The sequence below is a fragment of the Sphaerisporangium album genome (genome assembly GCF_003323745.1).
GTDB classification, from domain to species: Bacteria; Actinomycetota; Actinomycetes; order Streptosporangiales; family Streptosporangiaceae; genus Sphaerisporangium; species Sphaerisporangium album.
The window spans coordinates 374,147-394,679 of sequence record NZ_QOIL01000003.1 but is presented as its reverse complement, the minus strand read 5'-3'; the positions used below and the strand labels follow the sequence as shown (position 1 = coordinate 394,679).

Below are 20,533 nucleotides of genomic sequence, written 5' to 3'. Positions count from 1 at the left end.
GTTCGGCCACGTTCGGTCACGCGCCCTAGGATGATGACACTGTCCGATTGCCATCCATGAAACGGGTTAACGACTCATGTCCGCCATAACCCGCGACGAGGTCGCTCACCTCGCCCGGCTGTCCCGGCTGGCGCTGGCCGACGCCGAGCTCGATCACTACGCGACGCAGCTCGACGCCATCATCGGCGCGGTCGCGCGCGTGGCCGAGGTCGCCACCGACGACGTCCCGCCGTCCTCGCACGCGCTGCCGCTCACCAACGTCTACCGTCCCGACGAGACGCGGCCGAGCCTGACCCCGCAGCAGGCGCTGGCGGCCGCCCCGGCCGTTGAGGACGATCGCTTCCGCGTCCCGCGCATCCTTGGGGAGGAGGCATGAGTCTCACCCGCAGGACCGCCGCCGAGCTCGGCGCGCTGATGGCCTCCGGCGAGGTCTCGGCGGTCGAGGTCGCCCAGGCCCACCTGGATCGCATCGCCGAGGTCGACGGGCGGGTCAACGCGTTCCTGCACGTCGCGGCCGAGTCGGCGCTGGAGCAGGCCCGCGCGGTGGACGCCCGCCGCGCCGCCGGCGAGGAGCTCGGCCCGCTCGCGGGCGTGCCGATCGCCCACAAGGACGTCTTCACGACCAAGGACATGCCGACCACGGCGGGTTCCAAGATCCTCGAAGGCTATCGCCCGCCGTACGACGCGACGGTGACCGCGCGCCTGCGCGAGGCCGGCCTGGTGATCCTCGGCAAGACCAACCTGGACGAGTTCGCGATGGGCTCCTCCACCGAGAACTCCGCCTACGGCCCGACGCACAACCCGTGGGACCTGGCCCGCATCCCCGGTGGCTCGTCGGGCGGTTCGAGCGCCGCGGTGGCCTCCTACCAGGCGCCGCTGTCCACCGGCACCGACACGGGCGGCTCGATCCGTCAGCCGGCGGCCGTCACCGGCATCGTCGGCATGAAGCCGACCTACGGCGGTTCGTCCCGCTACGGGGTGATCGCCTTCGCGTCCTCGCTGGACACCCCGGGCCCGTTCGCCCGCAACGTCCTGGACGCCGCGCTGCTGCACGAGGCGTTCTCCGGCCACGACGTGATGGACACCACGTCCATCCACTCCGAGGTGCCGCCGGTCGTCGAGGCCGCCCGCCGCGGCGACGTCGCCGGCCTGCGGGTCGGCGTGGTCAAGGAGTTCGGCGGCGAGGGCTACCAGCCCGGCGTGCTGGCCCGCTTCCGCGAGGCCGTCGAGCTGCTGGAGTCGCTGGGCGCCAAGGTCGTCGAGGTCTCCTGCCCGACCTTCACCTACGCGCTGCCCGCGTACTACCTGATCGCCCCGTCCGAGTGCTCGTCCAACCTGGCCAGGTTCGACGGCATGCGGTACGGCCTGCGCGCCGGCGACGACGGCACCCGCAGCGCCGAGGAGGTCATGGCGCTGACCCGCGCCCAGGGCTTCGGCCCCGAGGTCAAGCGGCGCATCATGCTCGGCACGTACGCCCTGTCCAGCGGCTACTACGACGCGTACTACGGCTCGGCGCAGAAGGTCCGCACGCTGATCGCGCGCGACTTCGAGGCGGCCTTCCACCAGGTCGACGTGCTGGTCTCGCCGACCACCCCGACCACCGCCTTCCCGATCGGCGAGCGCGCCGACGACCCGATGGCGATGTACCTCGCCGACCTGTGCACGATCCCGGCCAACCTCGCGGGCAACGCGGCCATCTCGGTGCCCTGCGGCCTCGCCGACGAGGACGGCCTGCCGGTGGGCCTGCAGATCATGGCCCCGGTCCTCGGCGACGACCGCTGCTACCGCGTGGGCGCCGCCATCGAGAAGGCACTCGAGGACCGCTGGGGCGGGTCCCTGCTGTCCAGGGCGCCCTCGCTGTAACGATCCGGCGGAGGGAGGAACGGCGTCATGATCACACGCATCGAGATCGACGGCTTCAAGTCGTTCGAGAACTTCGCGCTGGACGTGCCGCCGTTCCTCGTCCTCATCGGCACCAACGCCAGCGGCAAGTCCAACCTGCTGGACGCCTTGTCCTTCCTCTCGAAGGCGGCCGTCCAAGGGCTGGACTCGGCTGTGGCGGCGGTCCGCGGCGACGCCCGTGGTCTGTTCCGAAGGCGCGGCGAAGGAACCCGGGTCGACCGTATGCGCTTCGCGGTCGAGTTCCTGTTGGAAAGTGCTCCACTCGGTCTGCCCACCAGATGGCGCTATGAGCTCGATCTTGCGTGGGCGGAGCCGGAAGATGCTCTTGAGGGCATCGTCGTGGAGGGGCATCAGCTCGTCGCGTTGTCGTCGGCGCAGGATCGATGGCCAGCCGTCCGCGGGATGGCACCCGAGTGGTTCGCCGATGGATTGGTCAGTTATCAGGGGGGGCGCGTCGTCTCCTTGCCCATCGGTCCGCTGGAGGTTCCCAGCGGCGGGATGGGCCTCCTCCACATGGCGCGGGTGGCCCTGAATGACCGGAAGTATCTGCGTGACCTGACGGATGACGACATCCATGTTTTGGAGGACGACACAGTCGTCAGAGTTGCCTGGACCGAGCTGGCACAGATGCGCTTCCTGCATCTGGAGGCAGGTGCCCTCCGTCTGTCCAGTGAGTTGGGCGGCCCCCAGTTCATGGACACGACCGGCCGTGACCTTCCGAACTACTTGCGATCACTAACGAAGGCGACCGGGTCAAAGGAGCGTCCCCTGGGCGTGGTCGGTGAGATCAAAATGCATCTTGCCGGTTTGGCAAGAGAAGTCACCGACTTCGCGATCGTCGAGGACGGGCACCGGCGGGACGTACGACTGGAGTTCTCGTCTCCATACGAGCAGGAGATCGGTGCCGAGTTCGCCTCCGACGGCACCCTGCGCATGCTCGCCATTCTCGCCGCCCTCCATGATCGTGGCTGTGTGGCCATCGAGGAGCCGGAGAACGGCGTCTTCCCCGAGCGGTTCCGTCACTTGCTGGCCTTGACCGGTGGCCTGGTCACCGACATGCGCCAACCTCCCGAGCGCGACGCCTTGCGTGTTCCTCTGCCGTATCGACAGGCGATCTTCACCAGCCATTCGCCGATCGTGCTTGACGAGGTTCCCTCCGCCAACATCGCCTTTCTGGACATGACCACCGTCCTGGAGAACGGGGCGGCCAGCCGGGTCAGCCGCGTCCGGAGGCTACGGGAGGATCAGGGGCCGGTACGGGTCGAGGGTGAGCGCTGGGCGAGGGTGACCGAGTCGGAACTGAGCAGGTTCCGCGCCGGGGTGGAGGCGTCGGCCTGATGCGGAGCCTGAGTTGCGTGCTCGTGAGAGAAGGGCCCTCGGACGACTGGTTCCTGCCGATCTTCTTACGCCGGGCGCTGGAGGCCATGGTTCTGGAGTCGTTTCCGGCGTGCCGGGAGATCCAGGAGATTCGCAGTATGGTGAAGGCGGGTAACCAGCACCCGGAGCCGGTACTCAAAGCTCTCGATGGTGAACGGGGTGCCTTCGACGTGGTGCTCTACCACCATGATGGCGCGCCGCCCACAAAGTCCGACCCTGTCATCGCCAGGATGCGTCGGACATGGGACAACAGCGCCTTCACCGAGCCTCTGGTGACAGTGGTGCCCATGCGAGAGACCGAGGCGTGGATCCTCGCGGACCACGAGGCCTTGGCGCGGGCTCTGAGCGTCCGTCGCTTGAGGAACGGTCTGGTGTCGGGCGCGGCGGTGGAGGGCTGCCCGGACCCGAAGGCGGTCCTGGAGGGGTTGTTGAAGGGAGAAGCCGGGATGAACCCTGCCAAGCCAGGAGTGGTCCGCGACTTCTACATCTCCATGGCCGAGTTCGCCGACGTAGGCGTGCTGAGGAAGGTGCCCGCCTTCCAGCAGTGGTGGAATGACATGATCAAGGCTTTGGAAGGGTTGGGTTATCAGCATGGCTGACACGCTGGCGACGATGCCGTTCGACGAGGCGTTGGAGCGGTTCGAGCCGGTGCTCGGGCTGGAGACGCACGTCGAGCTGGGTACGACGTCGAAGATGTTCTGCGGGTGCCGGACGACGTTCGGGGCGCCGCCGAACACGCACGTGTGCCCGGTCTGCCTGGCGCTGCCGGGTGCGCTGCCGGTGGCGAACGACAAGGCGATCGAGTCGACCATCCGCATCGGCCTCGCGCTGAACTGCACGATCGCGGAATGGTGCAGGTTCGCCCGGAAGAACTACTTCTATCCGGACATGCCGAAGAACTACCAGATCAGCCAGTACGACGAGCCGCTGTGCGTCAACGGCTACCTCGACGTCGAGGTGGGCGGCTCGACCGTCCGGGTCGAGATCGAGCGGGTCCACCTTGAGGAGGACACCGGCAAGTCCACGCACGTCGGCGGCGCGACCGGCCGCATCCACGGCGCCGACTACTCGATCGTCGACTACAACCGGGCCGGCATCCCGCTGGTCGAGATCGTCACCAAGCCGATCCCCGGTACCGACCGGCTCGCCCCCGAGGTCGCCCGCGCGTACGTCACCGAGCTGCGCGAGCTGATGCGCGCGCTCGGCGTGTCCGACGTCCGCATGGAGGAAGGCTCGCTGCGGTGCGACGTGAACGTCTCGCTGATGCCGCGCGGCGCGAGCGAGTGGGGCACCCGCACCGAGACCAAGAACGTCAACTCGCTGCGCAGCGTGGAGCGCGCCGTGCGCGGTGAGATCGAGCGCCAGGCGGCGGTCCTCGCCGACGGCGGGAAGATCGTCCAGGAGACACGCCACTTCCACGAGGACACCGGCGCCACCACCTCGGGCCGCTCGAAGGAAGAGGCGCAGGACTACCGCTACTTCCCCGAGCCCGACCTACTGCCCATCGCGCCGGCCCCCGAGTGGATCGAGGAGCTGCGCTCCGAGCTGCCCGAGCTGCCGTCCGCGCGGCGCAGGCGGTTGCAGGCCGAGTGGGCCGTCTCCGACCTCGACATGGCGGCGATGCACAACGCGGGCGCGATCGACCTGGTCGAGGCCACGGTCGCGGCCGGCGTGCCCGCCGCCGACGCGCGCAAGTGGTGGATGGGCGAGCTGGCCCGGCGGGCCAACGAGTCGGGCACGGCCCTGGCCGACCTGCCGATCACGCCCGCGCAGATCGCCCGGGTCGTCGAGCTGGTCGCCTCGGGCGCGCTGAACGACAAGCTGGCCCGGCAGGTGCTGGAGGGCGTGCTGGCGGGCGAGGGCTCGCCGGACGAGGTCGTCGAGGCCCGGGGCCTGCGCATCGTCAGCGACGAGGGCGAGCTCACCTCGATCATCGACCAGGTGCTCTCCGCGAACGCCGACGCGGCCGACAAGGTGCGCGCGGGCAAGATCGCCGCGGTGGGCGCGCTGGTCGGCGGCGTGATGAAGGCCAGCAGGGGCAAGGCCGACGCCGGTCGCGCCCGCGAGCTGATCCTGGAGCGGCTGGGCGTCAGCGAGTAGACCGACCCGGGAGGTGCCCGTCACGTTCCCCCTCGTCCGGCGGTGCCGGGTGCGGGGGGCGTGGCCGTAGCGGGCGTCCCGGATCGGAAGGTTCACGAGCCTCGCGACGCGTTCGCGGGGCTCGTCACCGTCTCAACCGCGGGTTGGGTTTGGTTCTGACCGGATGTGTGTTTCACCCCCCAATCGCCCGCCTGTGGGGCGCGATTCATCCGCTGATGTAGAAGAATTTGCGAGTGCCCGTGGTTTAGGGTGAGGCGGGGGAACCGGTACGGAGAGCGGGAGGAGACGAGGGCGTGCGGAACGCCGGAGCGTCCATCGACCCGCCGCCGGACCCGTTCGCGGCGGTGCGACCGGAAACGCCCGTCACCCTGCCCGCCGACCGCCAGGCGCCCAAGGGCCGGCAGCCCGGCGCGACCCCGCCCAAGAAGAAGCTGCCGCGGGGCGTGACGCCTCTGCCGCCGGGTGTGTCGCCCGAGATCTTCGCCCTTCCGCCGCCGTCGTCCATGCCCTCCTCGTCCGGCCCGTCGTCCGGCCAGCCGGGCACCCTGCCCCCGCCCGCCCCTCCCGCCCAGCCGTGGCCGATGACCGGCAGCGCGCGGGTGCGGTGGAGCATGGACGACCCGGACGGCCAGCCCTCGATCATCATGGTGCCGGAGCCTCCCCCCGGGAGGAGCAGGCTGCGGCGCCTCTTCGTCATCGCCGGCGGGCTCGCCCTGCTGTTCTTGTTCGGCTACGTGATCCCCGCGACGTTCATGTGGGGCAAGGTGCTGCCCGGCACCCACGTCGCCGGCGTCGAGATCGGCGGGCTCACCGAGACCGAGGCGCTCGACCGCGTACACGCGCGCTTCGACGGCAATGACCAGCAGGATCTCGCGCTCCTGCTGCGCGGCCGTCCCCTGGACAAGTTCAAGCCGGCAGAAGTCGGCCTGGCCATCGACGCCCAGGCCACGGTCGCCGAGGCGCAGACGGGCTTCCCGACCCCCGTCGACGTCTGGCAGGCCTTCACCGGCGAGCGGGAGCTGTCGCTCAGGATCTCCACGAACCACGTCAAGCTCGCCCAGCGCGTACGCAAGATCGCCCAGACGATCGACCGCCCGGCCCGCGAGGGGCGCATCGTCTACGAGGGAATGAGGCCGCGCGTCATCCCTCCGCGCGAGGGCGTCGCGCTCGACCGGCAGGCCACCGAGGAGGCGATCAAGCGGGCCTTCGTCCGGCCCCCGGCCTCGGCCACGCTCTCGGTCGTGACCGTCCGCCCGAAGGCGAGCCAGGAGGCCTTCTCCGGGTTCCTCGACGACGCCCGCCGCGCGGTGTCCGGGCCGATCACCCTGACGAACGGCTCGCGGCGGGCCACCCTCTCGCCGGCGGTCATCGCCGCGAACCTGGTCTTCGAGCCCCAGCAGAACGGCATGGTCGAGCCGGAGTTCGACGCGCGGAAGGCGGTCGGCGGCGTGGAGGCCGGGCTCGTCGGAGTCACCCAGGCGCCGAGGGCGGCCGGGTTCGTCATCGAGAACGGCGCGCCGAAGCTCGTGCCGGCCCGGCCGGGCAAGGGGATCGACGACGCCGAGCTGACGAGCGCCCTGGCCAGGCTGATCGACCAGGGCGGAAGCCGGACGATCCCGGTGTCGCTCGCCGTCACCCAGCCCCCGCTCACCGACGCCGAGGCGCTCAAGCTCGGCGTGAAGCAGAAGGTCGGCGAGTTCACCACCTACTTCTCGTGCTGCGCCGCGCGGGTGACCAACATCCAGCGGGCGGCCCGGCTCGTGGACGGCCGGGTGGTGAGGCCGGGGGAGACGTTCTCGCTCAACGAGGCCATCGGCGCCCCGGCCGTCGCCCGGGGGTTCGTCGCGGCCCAGGCCATCGAGGACGACCATCTCGTCATCGCCATGGGCGGGGGCGTCTCGCAGTTCGCGACGACCATGTACAACGCGGCCTACCTCGCCGGCATGGACGATGTCGAGCACACCACGCACACCTTCCACGTCATGCGCTACCCCCCGGGGCGGGACGCGGCGGTCCAGTACCCCGACCAGGATCTGCGGTGGAAGAACGGCACCGAGTACGGCGTCCTGATCACCACCGCCTCCACCGGCACGTCGGTGACGGTGGAGCTCTGGAGCACCAAGGTCTACGACAGGATCGAGGCCGAGACCTCCGAGCGGACCGCCTTCACCCAGCCGGACACGGTCACCGACGACGACCCGGGCTGTATCCCGATGCACGGGGGGGCCGGATTCACGGTGACGGTGACCCGCGTGTTCACCAAGGACGGCGAGGTCGTCAGGCGGGATAAGGCGCAGACGACGACCTACGAACCACAGCGCAAGGTGGTCTGCGCGGACGACGCGGTGCTGACCCCGGACGGCGGGACCGGCGGGCAACGGCAGCCGAACGGGGACGTCGACGTGGGACCGACGTCGAACCCGTCACCGCCGGACAAGAAACCCGACAAGAAGCCGACCGGCACTCAGTCCCTTAAACCGGTACATGACGTACCAAACTCGGACAGACGATTAGATAGTGCCGACCGGAGCAACGGCAAACCGACCGGGAGCGGCAACAAGAGCCAGAACGGCAACCGCAACGGCCATGGAAACGGAAACAGCAACAGCAACGGGAAGGGCAGCAGCCACAAATAAGGGCACCGGCGTCGGCGCCCCTATCGCGGGTTCTTCCCTGTCCTTATTGTAGAGGCACGACGAGGATGCGATCGTCATCGTCCTTCGGCGACCCCCGTCCGTCCTTGTTGCTCGTGCTCACGTACAGCGCCTTGCCGTCCCGGGACGCCGCCACCGCGCGCAGCCGCCCGTACTCGCCCCTGTACCGGGCGATCGGCCTGCCCGCCTCGCCGCCGGACGTCAGCGGGATCTGCCAGAGCCGCTGCCCGCGCAGCGCCGCCACCCACAGCGACCCGCCCGCGTACGCCATGCCCGACGGCGAGGACTCGGCCGTGGTCCACGTGAGCAGGGGATCGGTGTACTCGTCCCGGTCGCCGAAGCCCTCGACCTCGGGCCAGCCGTAATTGTGGCCTTTCTGGATCAGGTTCACCTCGTCGTAGGTGTTCTGGCCGAACTCGGTGGCGTACATGCGGCCGGAGGGATCCCAGGCCAGGCCCTGCACGTTGCGGTGGCCGTAGCTCCAGATCACGCTGTCGAACGGGTTGCCGGGCGCGGGCCTGCCGTCCACGGTCATGCGAAGGATCTTGCCGCCCAGTGAGCCGAGGCCCTGGGACAGGGGACGGTCCCCGGCCTCCCCCGCGGAGGCGTACAGATAGCCGTCGGGGCCGAAGGCGAGGCGCCCGCCGTTGTGGATGCCGCCCTTGGGGATCCCGTCGAGGATGGTCACCGGGTCGGACAGGGCGGTGTCGTAGCGGTACCGCACGATGTGGTTGGCGGCGGCGGCGGTGAAGTACACGAAGACGTAGTGGTCCCGCGCGAACTTCGGCGAGACGGCGACGCCGAGCAGGCCGCCCTCCCCGCCCGGGGCGACGCCCTCGATCACGCCCACCTCGGAGACCCGGCCGGAAGGGGTGACGCGCAGCAGGCGCGCGGTGTCCCGTTCGGTGACCAGCGCGTCGCCGCCGGGCAGGAACGCGATCGCCCACGGCACGGCGAGCCCTCCGGCGAGCGTACGGGGCGTCCCGGGGGTGTGCTCGGGCGCGACGTCCAGCGGGGAGGCGGGCCGGGAATGGCCCGTGCCCGCGCTCGGCGGCGGGCCGGCGCCGTCCGCCCGCCCGGCGCCTCCCGCCGAGCACCCGGCCGCCACCGCGACGGCCGTCACCCCGGCGACCACTCCGGCGACTGCTGTGGCCACACCCCGCCGGCGGCCCGGGTGGAACGATCGGTTCGTCATGTGACCTCCTTTCCGTGGACTCAATACTCCTGCTCCCGCCGGGAGGTTCCGGGCACCGCGAGCCCGTCGTTAGGGTTGTCGGTCATGAAGATCTGGGCTCCCTCGCAGGCCGTCGCGGACGTTCTGACCGACCTGCCCGACGTCGAGTGCGTCATCTTCGACGGTGCCACCCAGCCTCCGGAGGGCGCCGAGGAGGTCGAGGTGTGGATCCCCTCGCTGATCCCGCCGCCGGGCCTGCCCGGGCTCCTGCGCCGCATGACCGGCCTGCGCCTCCTGCAGACCGTGACGGCGGGCGTGGACGCGTACCTCGGGCACCTGCCGGACGGCGTGGTGCTGTGCAACGCCCGCGGCGTGCACGACGCGGGCACGGCGGAGTGGGCCCTGGGCGCCATGATCGCGGTCCTGCGCGAGTTCCCGTCCTTCGCCGCGGCCCAGGAGCGCGGTGAGTGGTCCTACCGCCACACCGGCGCGCTCGCCGACTCCACCGTGCTGATCGTCGGGTACGGCGCGATCGGCGAGGCCCTGGAGCGCCGCCTCGACGGCTTCGAGGTGGACGTCGTGCGCGTCGCGCGGACGGCCCGCGAGGGCGTGCACGGCGAGGACGAGCTTCCCCGGCTGCTGCCCGAGGCCGACGTGGTCGTGCTGCTCGTGCCGTCCACCAAGGGGACGGCGGGCCTCGTGGACGCCCGGTTCCTCGCCTCAATGAAGGACGGCGCGGTCCTGGTCAACGCGGCCAGGGGCCCGGTCGTGGACACCGGCGCGCTCCTGGCGGAGCTGCGGACGGGGCGGCTGCGGGCGGCGCTGGACGTCACCGACCCCGAGCCCCTGCCGAAGGATCACCCGCTTTGGACCGCGCCGGGCCTGTTCGTCACCCCGCACGTCGCCGGGAGCACGCCCGCCTCGATCCGCCGCCTGCGACGGCTCATGCGGTCTCAGATGCTGAGATACTTGTCCGGGGAACCGCTGAACAACGTCATCACCGGCTCGTACTGAACGTTGACAGTTTTTCCTGACTCGGAACGATAGGAAAGCAAAGTCAGACCGTAGCTGCCTCGTGACCTCCGCTGCGTACGGTGAGTCTCACCGCGCGACCGGATGGCATGGTGGTTATCGGAACGGTGACGACCGAGCGGTTGTCGCCTCCCGCGCCGCCGCTCGGGCGCGACACTGGCGACGTGACAGGGATGAACCGCATGGGCGACGACGTTGAACGGCCTACGTGACCCGAGGGTCCCGTTGAGCGCCGCCGCCGGTCTCGGCGCGGTGGCCCTCGCGGCCGCCCTCCTGGTAAACGGGTCCTCCGTGGTCGTCACCGCGGTGGCCGGGGTGGTCGCGGGCCTGATCGCCGCGGTCTCGCTGCTCGTCGGCTCCGTGCGCGCCGCGCGCCGCTCGCGGCGGCGGTCCTCGTCCCTGCGCTGGCTGGCCTTCGGGGCGGTCACCTGGGTGGCGGGGGTCGGCGTCCGGCCCCTGGCGGACGGCACGCCCTTCGTGCTCACCTTCGCCGACGTGCTGCTCCTGGTGGGCACACTGCTGCTCGCCTTCGGCTCGGGCCGCACCGCCCGCAGGCCCGCGTACGGCAGTTCTCTGCTCCAGTACGTCGCCGGGGCCTACCTCAGCGCGGCGTCGCTGTTCACGATCTGCTGGGTCCTGTTGCTCGCGCCGATCTACGCCAAGGCGGACGAGCCGACCTCGCTGGCCTCGCCCGTGCTGTGCCTGCTCGCGACGTGCGCGGTGGCGCCCGCCGTGCTGGCCGCCCGCTCGCCCGAGCGCCGCGCCGGCCTCGCCGCGCTGGCCGTGCTGGGCACGATCACCGTCGACGAGTTCGCCACGTCCATCGGGCGGGCCACCGCCTCGGAGGGGCCGCCCCTCGTCGTCGGCATGCTGGCCCCGGTCGCGTTCCTGCTGCTCGCGGCCACGCCGTGGTCCAGCCGCACCCGCGCCAGGCAGGCCAGCCCCGCCGCGGCCGTCGTGGTGGACGGCGCGCCGCTGGCCCTGGTCGCCGTCGCCACCGTCGTCGTGGCGGTGCGGGCGCTCGCCGGATGGCCTCAGCCCCTGACTCCGATGCTGCCCGTCGTGGCCGGCTCGGTCATGCTCGTGCTGCTCGTCAAGGTCTTCTTCCTGGACCTGTCGACCACGAGCATGCGCGCCACCCTCGAATCCGGGGAGCGCCGGCTGATCCAGCTCGCCGAGAACGCCGGGGACGTCGTCCTGGTCGTGGACCATGACGGGCTGATCCAGGAGATCGGCTCCGATGTGGAGGCCATGTACGGCTACACCCCGCAGGAGCTGGTCGGCCAGACGGTCTTCGGGTACCTCCACTCCGAGGACGTACCCGCCCTCCAGGCCGCCCTGCGCGCCATGACCACCGAGGACGACTCGTCCCCCGACCGTCTGGGCGCCTGCCGGGTCTCCTGCCGGGTGCGCGCCGCCGACGGCACCTGGCGGCCCGCCGAGTCCGTCGCGACCCGCCACCCGCGCGAGGCCGAGGACCTCGTCCTGATCTCCACGCGCGACGTCAGCGACCAGGTCGCGCTGCGCAACCAGGTCGCCCACCTGACCTTCCACGACGGCGTCACCGGCCTGCCCAACCGCGCCTACTTCGAGGAGCGCACCCGCGAGGTGCTCGCGCACCGGGGCGCCGCCCGCATGGCCGTGGTCTTCATCGACCTGGACGGGTTCACCGGCGTCAACGACTCGGTAGGCCACGCCAGCGGCGACTACCTGCTGAGCCAGGCCGCCCGCCGGCTGCGCGCCGCCGTCAACTCCGACGACACGCTCGCCCGCTGGGGCGGCGACGAGTTCGCGGTGCTGCTGGAGTCGGGCGGCGCGGGCGGGTCCGGCGCGGCCGCCGAGGCGCAGTCGGCCATAGACCTCGCCGAGCGTCTGGTGCGCGCGGTGTCCTCCGAGCCGTTCCGCGTGGCGGACCGCGACATCGCGCTGACCGCCAGCGTCGGCGTGGCCTTCGCCGAGGAAGGCGTCCCGGCGGGCGATCTGATCCGCAACGCCGACGTCGCGATGACCCGGGCCAAGGAGCTCGGCGGACGCCGGGTCGAGGTGTTCGCCGCCCACATGCACGCCGACGTCGTACGCCGGCTTGAGCTCGCCGCCGACCTCCAGCGGGCGTTGCTGGCCGAGCAGTTCGCCGTCGAGTACCAGCCCGTCGTGGACCTCGCGACGTCGCGGGTGACCGCCGTGGAGGCGCTGGTGCGCTGGTGGTCGGGCGGCGCGTTCGTCCCGCCGCAGCAGTTCCTCGGCGCCGCCGAGGACACCGGGCTGATCGTCCCCCTCGGGGAGTGGATCCTGCGCGAGGCGTGCCGGGAGGTCGCCGCGTGGCGGGCCTCGGCATGGGACATCGGGCTGTCGCTCAACCTGTCCAGCCGTCAGATCACCGCGCCCCGGTTCGTGGAGACGGTCGAGGCGGCGCTGGCCGAGAGCGGCCTGCCCGCGAGCGCCCTCACCCTCGAAGTGATCGAGGAGATGCTGGTCGAGGACGCCGAGGAGGTCATCGCCCGCCTGTCGTCCCTGCGGGCGCTCGGGGTGCGGCTGGCCATCGACGACTTCGGCACCGGGTACGCCTCGCTGGCGCTGCTCCGTCAGCTCCCCGTCGACATGATCAAGATCGATCCGTCGTTCGTGTCGGGTCTCGGCTGCGACGAGACGCTGACCCTGCTGACCCGCACGATCGTGCGGCTCGGCCACGACCTCGGGCTGATCGTCGTGGCCGAGGGCATCGAACGTCCCGAGCAGCTGGAGCTCCTGCGTGAGATGGGCTGCACGCGCGGCCAGGGCTACCTGGTGGCGCGGCCGATGGCGGCCCGGGGCGTCGACTCGCTGATGCGCACGAACTGCACACCCCTGCAGAACACCGCCTGAAGGGCCCCGAACACGCCGTGCCGGAGGCGCGGCCACGAGTACTGTCCGAGATCCCATATCGTGAGACTTGTGTCCGGGGATTTGACACGTCGGTTGTGTCAGGGGCTATCGTTGCGGCATGCGTATCACTGGGGACCAGATTGCCGGCCTGCGGGCTCGGCTCGATGGCGTAGTACTTCGCCGGCGCGCGGGTCGCTGACGAAGAGTCCCCAGCCTGCGCGCAGCCCCAGCACCGCCCTTCCGGCGGGCGGGGCATTTTTTATGGCCACACCCAGCTCAGCCACGCAAGGAAACGAGCCGATGACCGAAGAATTGACAGGTGCGCAGGCCCTCGTCCGGGCGCTGGAGCACGTCGGGGTCGACACGGTGTTCGGGATCCCCGGCGGCGCCATCCTGCCCGCCTACGACCCGCTTTACGACTCCACCAAGGTCAGGCACGTCCTCGTACGGCACGAGCAGGGCGCCGGCCACGCGGCCGAGGGGTACGCGCAGGCGACCGGCCGCGTCGGGGTCTGCATGGCCACCAGCGGCCCCGGCGCCACCAACCTCGTGACCGCCATCGCCGACGCCTACATGGACTCCGTGCCGATCGTCGCCATCACCGGCCAGGTCGCCGCGCCGCTCATCGGCACCGACGCCTTCCAGGAAGCGGACATCTCCGGCATCACCATGCCGATCACCAAGCACAACTTCCTGGTCACCGAGGTCGCCGACATCCCGCGCATCATCGCCGAGGCCTTCCACATCGCCTCGACCGGCCGTCCGGGGCCCGTCCTGGTCGACATCGCCAAGGACGCCCTCCAGGCCAAGGCCCCGTTCGCCTGGCCGCCCACGATGCGCCTGCCCGGCTACCGCCCGGTCACCCGGCCGCACTCCAAGCAGATCCGGGAGGCCGCGCGGCTGATGTCCGAGGCCAAGCGCCCGGTGCTGTACGTCGGCGGCGGCGTCCACAAGGCCCGCGCCTCCGCCGAGCTCGCGCAGCTCGCCGAGCTGACCGGCATCCCGGTGGTCACCACGTTGATGGCCCGGGGCACCTTCCCCGACAGCCACCCGCAGCACCTCGGCATGCCGGGCATGCACGGCACCGTCGCCGCCGTGGGGGCCCTCCAGCGCAGCGACCTGCTCATCGCGCTCGGCACCCGCTTCGACGACCGCGTGACCGGCAGGCTCGACACCTTCGCCCCGCACGCCAAGGTCATCCACGCCGACATCGACCCGGCCGAGATCTCCAAGAACCGCCACGCCGACGTTCCGATCGTCGGCGACTGCCGCGAGGTGCTCACCGACCTGGTCGCCGCAGTCAAGCACGAGCAGGCCGAGGGCCACACCGGCGACTACACCGCCTGGTGGTCGGTGCTGAACGGCTACAGGGAGACCTACCCGCTCGGGTACGACGACCCGGGCGACGGCTCGCTGGCCCCGCAGTACGTCATCAAGCGGCTCAGCGAGATCGTCGGCCCGGAAGCGATCTACCTGGCGGGCGTCGGCCAGCACCAGATGTGGGCGTCCCAGTTCGTCACCTACGAGCACCCGGGCACGTTCATCAACTCCGGCGGCGCGGGCACCATGGGCTTCGCGGTCCCCGCGGCCATGGGAGCCAAGATGGGACAGCCCGACGCCGTGGTCTGGGCGATCGACGGGGACGGCTGCTTCCAGATGACCAACCAGGAGCTCGCCACCTGCGCGCTCGAAGGCGTGCCGATCAAGGTCGCGGTCATCAACAACGGCAACCTCGGCATGGTCCGGCAGTGGCAGACGCTGTTCTACAACGAGCGCTACTCCAACACCGACCTGCAGTCGGTCCGCCGCATTCCCGACTTCGTCAAGCTGGCGGACGCGTACGGTTGTGTCGGGCTGCGGTGCGAGCGCCCCGAGGACGTCGACGCGACCATCCGCAAGGCAATGGAGATCAACGACGTGCCGGTGGTCATCGACTTCGTCGTCCACAAGGACGCCATGGTCTGGCCCATGGTCGCCGCCGGGACCGGCAACGACGAGATCAAGATCGCGCGGGACATGGCTCCCGTGTGGGACAACGAGGAGGGCGTGTGACCGGGCCCCGGGTCCGCGCGCGCCGCCAACGACTGACCGGTTTCGCGGGAGGGAACGCATGAGCCGCCACACGCTGTCGGTTCTCGTCGAGAACAAGCCGGGCGTGCTGGCCCGGGTGGCCGCGCTGTTCAGCAGGCGGGGCTTCAACATCGACTCGCTGGCGGTCGGGCCGACCGAGCACGACGACGTGTCGCGCATGACCATCGTCGTCAACGTCGCCGAGCTGCCGCTGGAGCAGGTCACCAAGCAGCTCAACAAGCTGGTCAACGTGATCAAGATCGTCGAGCTGGACCCCGCGCAGTCCGTGCAGCGCGAGCTCACCCTGATCAAGGTCAGGGCCGACTCCGAGACCCGCTCGCACGTGCTGGAGCTCGTCAACCTCTTCCGCGCCCGCTGCGTGGACGTCGCCACCGACGCCGTGACCATCGAGGTCACCGGCACGCCGGACAAGCTCGACGCCTTCATCCGGGTGCTGGAGCCGTTCGGCATCAAGGAGCTCGTCCAGTCGGGCATGGTGGCCATCGGCCGCGGCGCCCGTTCCATCACCGACCGCTCGCTGCGGGCCCTGGACCGCAGCGCGTGAGCCGTACGAACCCACGAAAGGCAAAAGCAAGTGACTGAGATCTACTACGACGACGACGCCGACCTGTCGATCATCCAGGGCCGGCACGTGGCCGTCCTCGGATACGGCAGCCAGGGCCACGCCCACGCGCTGTCCCTGCGCGACTCGGGCGTGGACGTCCGCGTCGGCCTCCCCGAGGGCTCCAAGAGCCGCGAGAAGGCCGAGAACGACGGCCTGCGCGTCGTGACGCCGGGAGAGGCGGCCGAGGAGGCCGACCTCATCATGATCCTCGCGCCCGACCACATCCAGCGCCACCTGTACGCCGAGCACGTCGCGCCGAACCTCGTCGAGGGCGACGCGCTGTTCTTCGGCCATGGCCTCAACATCCGGTACGGCCTGATCGAGGCCCCCGAGGGCGTGGACGTCGCCATGGTGGCCCCCAAGGGCCCCGGCCACCTCGTCCGCCGCCAGTTCACCGCCGGGCGCGGCGTCCCGGTGCTCGTCGCCGTCGAGCGCGACGCCACCGGCAACGCCTGGCCGCTGGTGCTGTCGTACGCCAAGGCCATCGGCGGCACCCGCGCCGGCGCGCTGAAGACCACCTTCACCGAGGAGACCGAGACCGACCTGTTCGGTGAGCAGGCCGTGCTGTGCGGCGGCGTGTCCGAGCTGATCAAGACCGGCTTCGAGACCCTCGTCGAGGCGGGCTACCAGCCCGAGGTGGCCTACTTCGAGTGCCTGCACGAGATGAAGCTGATCGTCGACCTCATGTACGAGGGCGGCATCTCCAAGATGTACTGGTCGGTCTCCGACACCGCCGAGTACGGCGGCTACTCGCGCGGGCCGCGCGTGGTCACCAGCGAGACCAAGAAGGAGATGCAGCGCATCCTCGGCGAGGTGCAGTCCGGCGCGTTCGCCCGTGAGCTGGTCGAGGAGTTCGACGGCGGCCAGGGCAACTTCCGCAAGTACCGCGAGGAGCTCGCCGAGCACCCGATCGAGAAGACCGGCGCCAAGCTCCGCCCGATGATGAGCTGGCTCAAGGAGAAGTGAGTGCCGGAAGGCCGGCCCCCTCCATCCGCACGATGTGAGGAGGCCGGCCTTCGCATGTCTCGTGTCAGGCCGCCCCGGTCAGCACTGGGCGGGCTTGACCCAGGAGCATTCCAGCCCGAGGTCCTCGCCCGCGTCCGGCGCGGTCCTGAGCGGGACGGCCATGTTCACCGGGGTGTCGCGCTTGAACCGCGCGAGCCGCACCGCGATCGCGTCCTCGACCGTGCTCTTGGGACTGCCGCTCAGATACTGGTTGGACAGGATCGAGAACACCAGCGGCTCGCCGTCGGCGCTCGTCACGTACCCCGACAGCCCGCTCACCGACGTCAGCGAGCCGGTCTTGGCGTGCACGTTGTTCGCGGCCGGGGTGCCGGCCATGCGGCTGCGCAGGGTGCCCCCCGTGAACCGGTCGGAGTTGCCCGCGATCGGCAGCGCCTGGTACCAGGTCTGGTACCACGGCTTGGCGCGCAGGGCGATCAGGAACGCCGTGAGCTCGCCCGGCGCGACGGCGTCGACCCGCGACAGGCCCGAGCCGTCGCGCAGCCGCACGTTCGCCATCCCGTTGGCCTTGGCGAACGCGGTGGCGGCCGCGAGCCCCGCGTCCCAGGTGCCCTGGCCGGACACCTTGCGGCCGAGGGCCTTGACGAGGATCTCGGCGTGCATGTTGTTGCTGAGCTTCATGAACGGCACGAGCAGCTCGCGCAGCGGCATCGACTCGCGCCCCGCCACGCTCGCCGCCGTCCCCGGCGTCGTCCCCCGGACGGTCTTCCCCAGGACGCCTACGCCGTGCTTGGCGAGCGCCGCCCTGAACAGCGACGCGGCGTACCCGGTCGGGTCGTCGACGGCGATCCACTCCTGGTAGGTGCTCGCCACCGTGCCGGTGACCACGATGCGGTTCGTGCCGTGCACGCGGGTGACCGTGACGTCGGTCGCGGCTCCCGTGGTGGCGTGGTTCTCGATGGTGACGTGGTCGGTCGGGGGCGTGGTGCTCACCTTGGCGGTGGAACCCTGGGCGCTTCCCGGGGCCACCGAGACGATGATCGAACCGGCGTCGTAGTCGGTGTCCGGTGAGGCGGTGAGCGCCGAGATCTGCGCCGAGTAGTAGTACGGCTCGTCGTCCTGCGCCCAGTCGGTGCCGAGCCGCACGTCGTCGAACCAGGTGTCGTCCGCGACCAGCTTCCCGGTGACCAGCTTGACGCCCGTGGCGGCCACCTTGGCGGCGAGCGCGTCGTAGTCGGCGGCGAGCAGGGTCGGGTCGCCGGTGCCCTTCAGGTACAGGTCGCCGGCCAGCGCGGACCCGGCGCGGCGGCCTGAGCTCAGCACGGTCGTGGTGAAGCGGTAATCGAGACCGAGGCCGTCCACGGCGGCGGCGGAGGTGAGCAGCTTGGTGTTGGAGGCCGGGGCGAAGACCTTCCCGGCGTCCTGCGCGTAGAGCTGCTCGCCGGTCGCGGCGCTCCTGACCACGACGCCCGCCCGCGCCACGCCGAGGAACGGCGCGCTGAGGATCTGGTCGAGATCCTGGACGAGGTCGGTCACGCCGGGCGCGGGATCGGCGGCGTTCGCCCCGCCCCCTGTCGCCTGCGTCAACGTCGCCGCCAGCGCGGCGGCCGACAGGAGTGTGATGACTTTTCGGTGTCTGCGCATGGGGGTGCCTCCAGGGGCTCGGCCTTGGGGGATCATCGACAACACCGACGCCGCCGCACAATACGGAAACCTACGTATCTATGACGCCCACGAATCCCTGTACTCCCGAACGCTACAGAGATCGCCCGCCCGCCGACCCGCGACCGTGACAAGCCCCTCAGGAAGCCGTACCGGCAGGGCGTCAGGCGACGGGGGACGAGACCACGAACGCGCACTCGCCGAAGGAGATCTCGTCCCCGGTGCGCACCCGGGCCGGCCCGACCAGACGCCAGCCGTTCAGCCGGGTGCCGTTGAGCGAGCCGAGGTCCACCAGCAGCCAGTCCTCGCTCTCGCGGCGCAGCTCGGCGTGCACGCGGGAGACGGTGAGGTCGGTCAGGATCAGATCGCACTCCGAGCCGCGCCCGACGACGTAGCGCACCCGGCTGTCCACGGGCAGCGCGAGCCGGGGCAGTCGCGGACGCCGCCAGGCGTTCTCCACCCGGGTCGTCAGCTCCGAGAAGGAGGCCACCGCGTCGGTGAGCCTGCGCCGCCACTTGCCGCGCGGAGGCAGGTCGGAGACCAGATCGGTCAGCTCGACACGACTGCGGGCGCGCAGCGCCTGATCGACCCGTCCGAGGAAGGTGTCGTGTGAGATCTTCCCCTCGACGGCGTTATCGCGAAGATCACTGATCGCGCGTTCGCGATCCCCGTCGGAGGCGCGCACAGGCGGGTGCGTCGAACTCATGTCCCGAGTATCGGTCTGGCAACGCCAAGGTGTCCAGAATATACGGGATCTCATGTACCCCGCAGGTCGCCCCGCAACTCCCAGTAGCACCCACGTCCCCCTGCCTCACCTCGCCCCTCGCCGCCGACCACGACCGCGCTTCCCGGCGCTGCGTGTCGCCGTCCGGTGGTCGGGCGGGGCGCCGGGGGTGCACGGCGAGGGAGGGGGCACGCGTATGGAGTAGGGCTCAGGTGGCCGGCTTGGTCAGACGGTCGATGCGCTTGGTGAGTGGTGGGTGGGTCGACCACCAGGCGAACTTGGTGGGTTTGGTGGCGACCAGGCCCATCGCGGGGACGCGGGCGGCTCTCAGGTCGGTACGGGGGATCGCGTCGCGGTCGCCGGCCTTGAGAAGCGTGGCGGCGAGTAGGGCGGGCTGCCCGAGTTGCGCGGCGGCGTCGTGGTCGGCGGCGTACTCGCGGTAGCGGCTGAGCGCTCGCAGCGGCAGGTACGCCAGCGCGCTCAGCAGGCCCGCCGCCGCGGCCCCCGCCAGGAGCGCGAGCGCGAACAGTGGTGCCTCCAGGACGGCGCCCGGCGCGTTCCCGGCCACCTTGGCCACGCCGCGCGCCGACCACGCCATGAAGATGGCGAGCGAGCTGGCGAGCGTCATCACGGCGACGTCGCGGTGGCGGATGTGCGCGACCTCGTGGGCCATCGCGGCGGTGAGCTCGTCCGTCTCCAGCTTGTCGAGCAGGCCGGTGGTCACCACGATCGTCGTGTGCTTACGGGATCGGCCCACGGTGAAGGCGTTGGGCACACGATCCCTGCTGATCGCCACACGGGGCTTGGGCAAGTCGTTCAGCGCGCAGAGCCGGTCGAGCGCGGCGTGTAAGTGTGGCTGCTCCTCCGGTCCGACCACGTGCGCCCTGGCGATCTTGCGAGCCATGTACTCGGTGCCGAACCACTGGACGGTCACGACCAGCACCACCACCGCGGCGACCCCCGGCCAGGGGATTCCGGCCCACAGCGCCGCCCCGATCGGGATGGCGTAGACGAGCGCGAGCAGCGCCATCGCCGCCATCATGCGAGGAATCAGACCGTGCGGTGTGCTGCGGGCCATCGATCCTCCCTAGAGCCCGTGCCGCGAGCGCCCAGAAGATCTTCCGGCGACCCACACGGCACCTGACTGAGATCCGTGCCTACATCCGAAGAGCGAAGAACTCTCGCCTCCATCACCCGCCATTCTGCGTCCCGCACCCATTCCCCGCGCGCTCCGCCAGGGAGACAGTCCGACGACCGCGGCTCGCACCAGGCGGTCCCGCGTGAGGAGATTCGCTCGGCGAGAGCTGGACGTCTTTGTCGGCGTGGCCCGGGAGCCTGGACAAGGCGGCCGGATGAGGACACCGCAGGGTTGGTGATCGCCGGGTCGC

The 20,533-nt window shown here is 70.8% G+C and carries 14 protein-coding genes and 1 pseudogene; 11 read left to right on the top strand and 4 right to left on the bottom strand.

The annotated features are described in order from the left end of the window. Positions 1-76: 76 nt before the first annotated feature. The 6 genes from gatC (at position 77) to DQ384_RS06955 (ending at position 8,015) form a co-directional block, all read left to right on the top strand. The gene (gatC, locus tag DQ384_RS06980; protein ID WP_114027854.1) at positions 77-376 is read left to right on the top strand and encodes an Asp-tRNA(Asn)/Glu-tRNA(Gln) amidotransferase subunit GatC; all 300 of its coding nucleotides are present in this window, start codon (positions 77-79) and stop codon (positions 374-376) included. Beyond that, positions 373-1,863 carry an Asp-tRNA(Asn)/Glu-tRNA(Gln) amidotransferase subunit GatA gene (gene gatA, locus DQ384_RS06975; protein ID WP_114027853.1) on the top strand — a complete coding sequence of 497 codons (1,491 nt, stop codon included), beginning with the start codon at positions 373-375 and terminating at the stop codon, positions 1,861-1,863. The genes gatC and gatA overlap by 4 nt, the downstream gene beginning before the upstream one ends. 27 nt (positions 1,864-1,890) lie before the next feature. Further along, the gene (locus tag DQ384_RS06970) at positions 1,891-3,240 is read left to right on the top strand and encodes an AAA family ATPase (RefSeq protein WP_114027852.1); all 1,350 of its coding nucleotides are present in this window, start codon (positions 1,891-1,893) and stop codon (positions 3,238-3,240) included. Between the two features lie 17 nt (positions 3,241-3,257). Then, positions 3,258-3,878, top strand: a complete 621-nt coding sequence (locus DQ384_RS06965; RefSeq protein WP_181871070.1) for a DUF4276 family protein — start codon at positions 3,258-3,260, stop codon at positions 3,876-3,878. After that, the gene (gatB, locus tag DQ384_RS06960; protein WP_114027850.1) at positions 3,871-5,379 is read left to right on the top strand and encodes an Asp-tRNA(Asn)/Glu-tRNA(Gln) amidotransferase subunit GatB; all 1,509 of its coding nucleotides are present in this window, start codon (positions 3,871-3,873) and stop codon (positions 5,377-5,379) included. Before DQ384_RS06965 ends, gatB begins: the two co-directional genes overlap by 8 nt. A 293-nt stretch (positions 5,380-5,672) precedes the next feature. Continuing rightward, on the top strand, positions 5,673-8,015 hold the full coding sequence (locus DQ384_RS06955; RefSeq protein ID WP_114027849.1) for a VanW family protein: 2,343 nt from the start codon (positions 5,673-5,675) through the stop codon (positions 8,013-8,015). Between the two features lie 43 nt (positions 8,016-8,058). Here the strand turns inward: DQ384_RS06955 and DQ384_RS06950 are convergent, their stop codons facing one another. Further along, positions 8,059-9,228 (bottom strand): PQQ-dependent sugar dehydrogenase, encoded by a 1,170-nt coding sequence (locus DQ384_RS06950; protein WP_114027848.1) that lies wholly within the window; start codon positions 9,226-9,228, stop codon positions 8,059-8,061. An 84-nt stretch (positions 9,229-9,312) separates the two neighbouring features. Between DQ384_RS06950 and DQ384_RS06945 the strand changes: the two genes are divergently transcribed. The 5 genes and pseudogenes from DQ384_RS06945 to ilvC all read left to right on the top strand — a co-directional run. After that, positions 9,313-10,221: a 2-hydroxyacid dehydrogenase gene (locus DQ384_RS06945; protein ID WP_114028033.1), complete on the top strand. Its 909-nt coding sequence runs from the start codon at positions 9,313-9,315 to the stop codon at positions 10,219-10,221. 243 nt (positions 10,222-10,464) lie between these two features. After that, complete coding sequence (locus DQ384_RS06940; RefSeq protein ID WP_245966286.1) at positions 10,465-13,101, top strand: putative bifunctional diguanylate cyclase/phosphodiesterase; 2,637 nt, start codon at positions 10,465-10,467, stop codon at positions 13,099-13,101. A 261-nt stretch (positions 13,102-13,362) separates the two neighbouring features. Then, the gene (locus DQ384_RS06935) at positions 13,363-15,153 is read left to right on the top strand and encodes an acetolactate synthase large subunit (RefSeq protein WP_114027847.1); all 1,791 of its coding nucleotides are present in this window, start codon (positions 13,363-13,365) and stop codon (positions 15,151-15,153) included. 58 nt (positions 15,154-15,211) lie between these two features. Then, positions 15,212-15,736, top strand: coding sequence for an acetolactate synthase small subunit (gene ilvN, locus DQ384_RS06930; RefSeq protein ID WP_114027846.1), 525 nt, complete (start codon positions 15,212-15,214; stop codon positions 15,734-15,736). 24 nt (positions 15,737-15,760) lie between these two features. After that, positions 15,761-16,762: pseudogene (gene ilvC / locus DQ384_RS06925) on the top strand (ketol-acid reductoisomerase); the annotation flags it as partial. Positions 16,763-16,840: 78 nt separating this feature from the next. On the opposite strand, the gene dacB reads toward ilvC, so the two are convergent. The 3 genes from dacB to DQ384_RS06910 all read right to left on the bottom strand — a co-directional run bounded on the left by dacB (position 16,841) and on the right by DQ384_RS06910 (position 20,223). After that, positions 16,841-18,403 (bottom strand): D-alanyl-D-alanine carboxypeptidase/D-alanyl-D-alanine endopeptidase, encoded by a 1,563-nt coding sequence (gene dacB / locus DQ384_RS06920; RefSeq protein ID WP_114027845.1) that lies wholly within the window; start codon positions 18,401-18,403, stop codon positions 16,841-16,843. A gap of 181 nt (positions 18,404-18,584) precedes the next feature. Further along, positions 18,585-19,127 (bottom strand): FHA domain-containing protein, encoded by a 543-nt coding sequence (locus tag DQ384_RS06915; protein WP_114027844.1) that lies wholly within the window; start codon positions 19,125-19,127, stop codon positions 18,585-18,587. 226 nt (positions 19,128-19,353) lie between these two features. Then, a complete protein-coding gene (locus DQ384_RS06910) occupies positions 19,354-20,223 on the bottom strand; it encodes a M48 family metalloprotease (protein ID WP_114027843.1) in 870 nt (289 codons plus the stop codon). Positions 20,224-20,533: the final 310 nt, after the last annotated feature.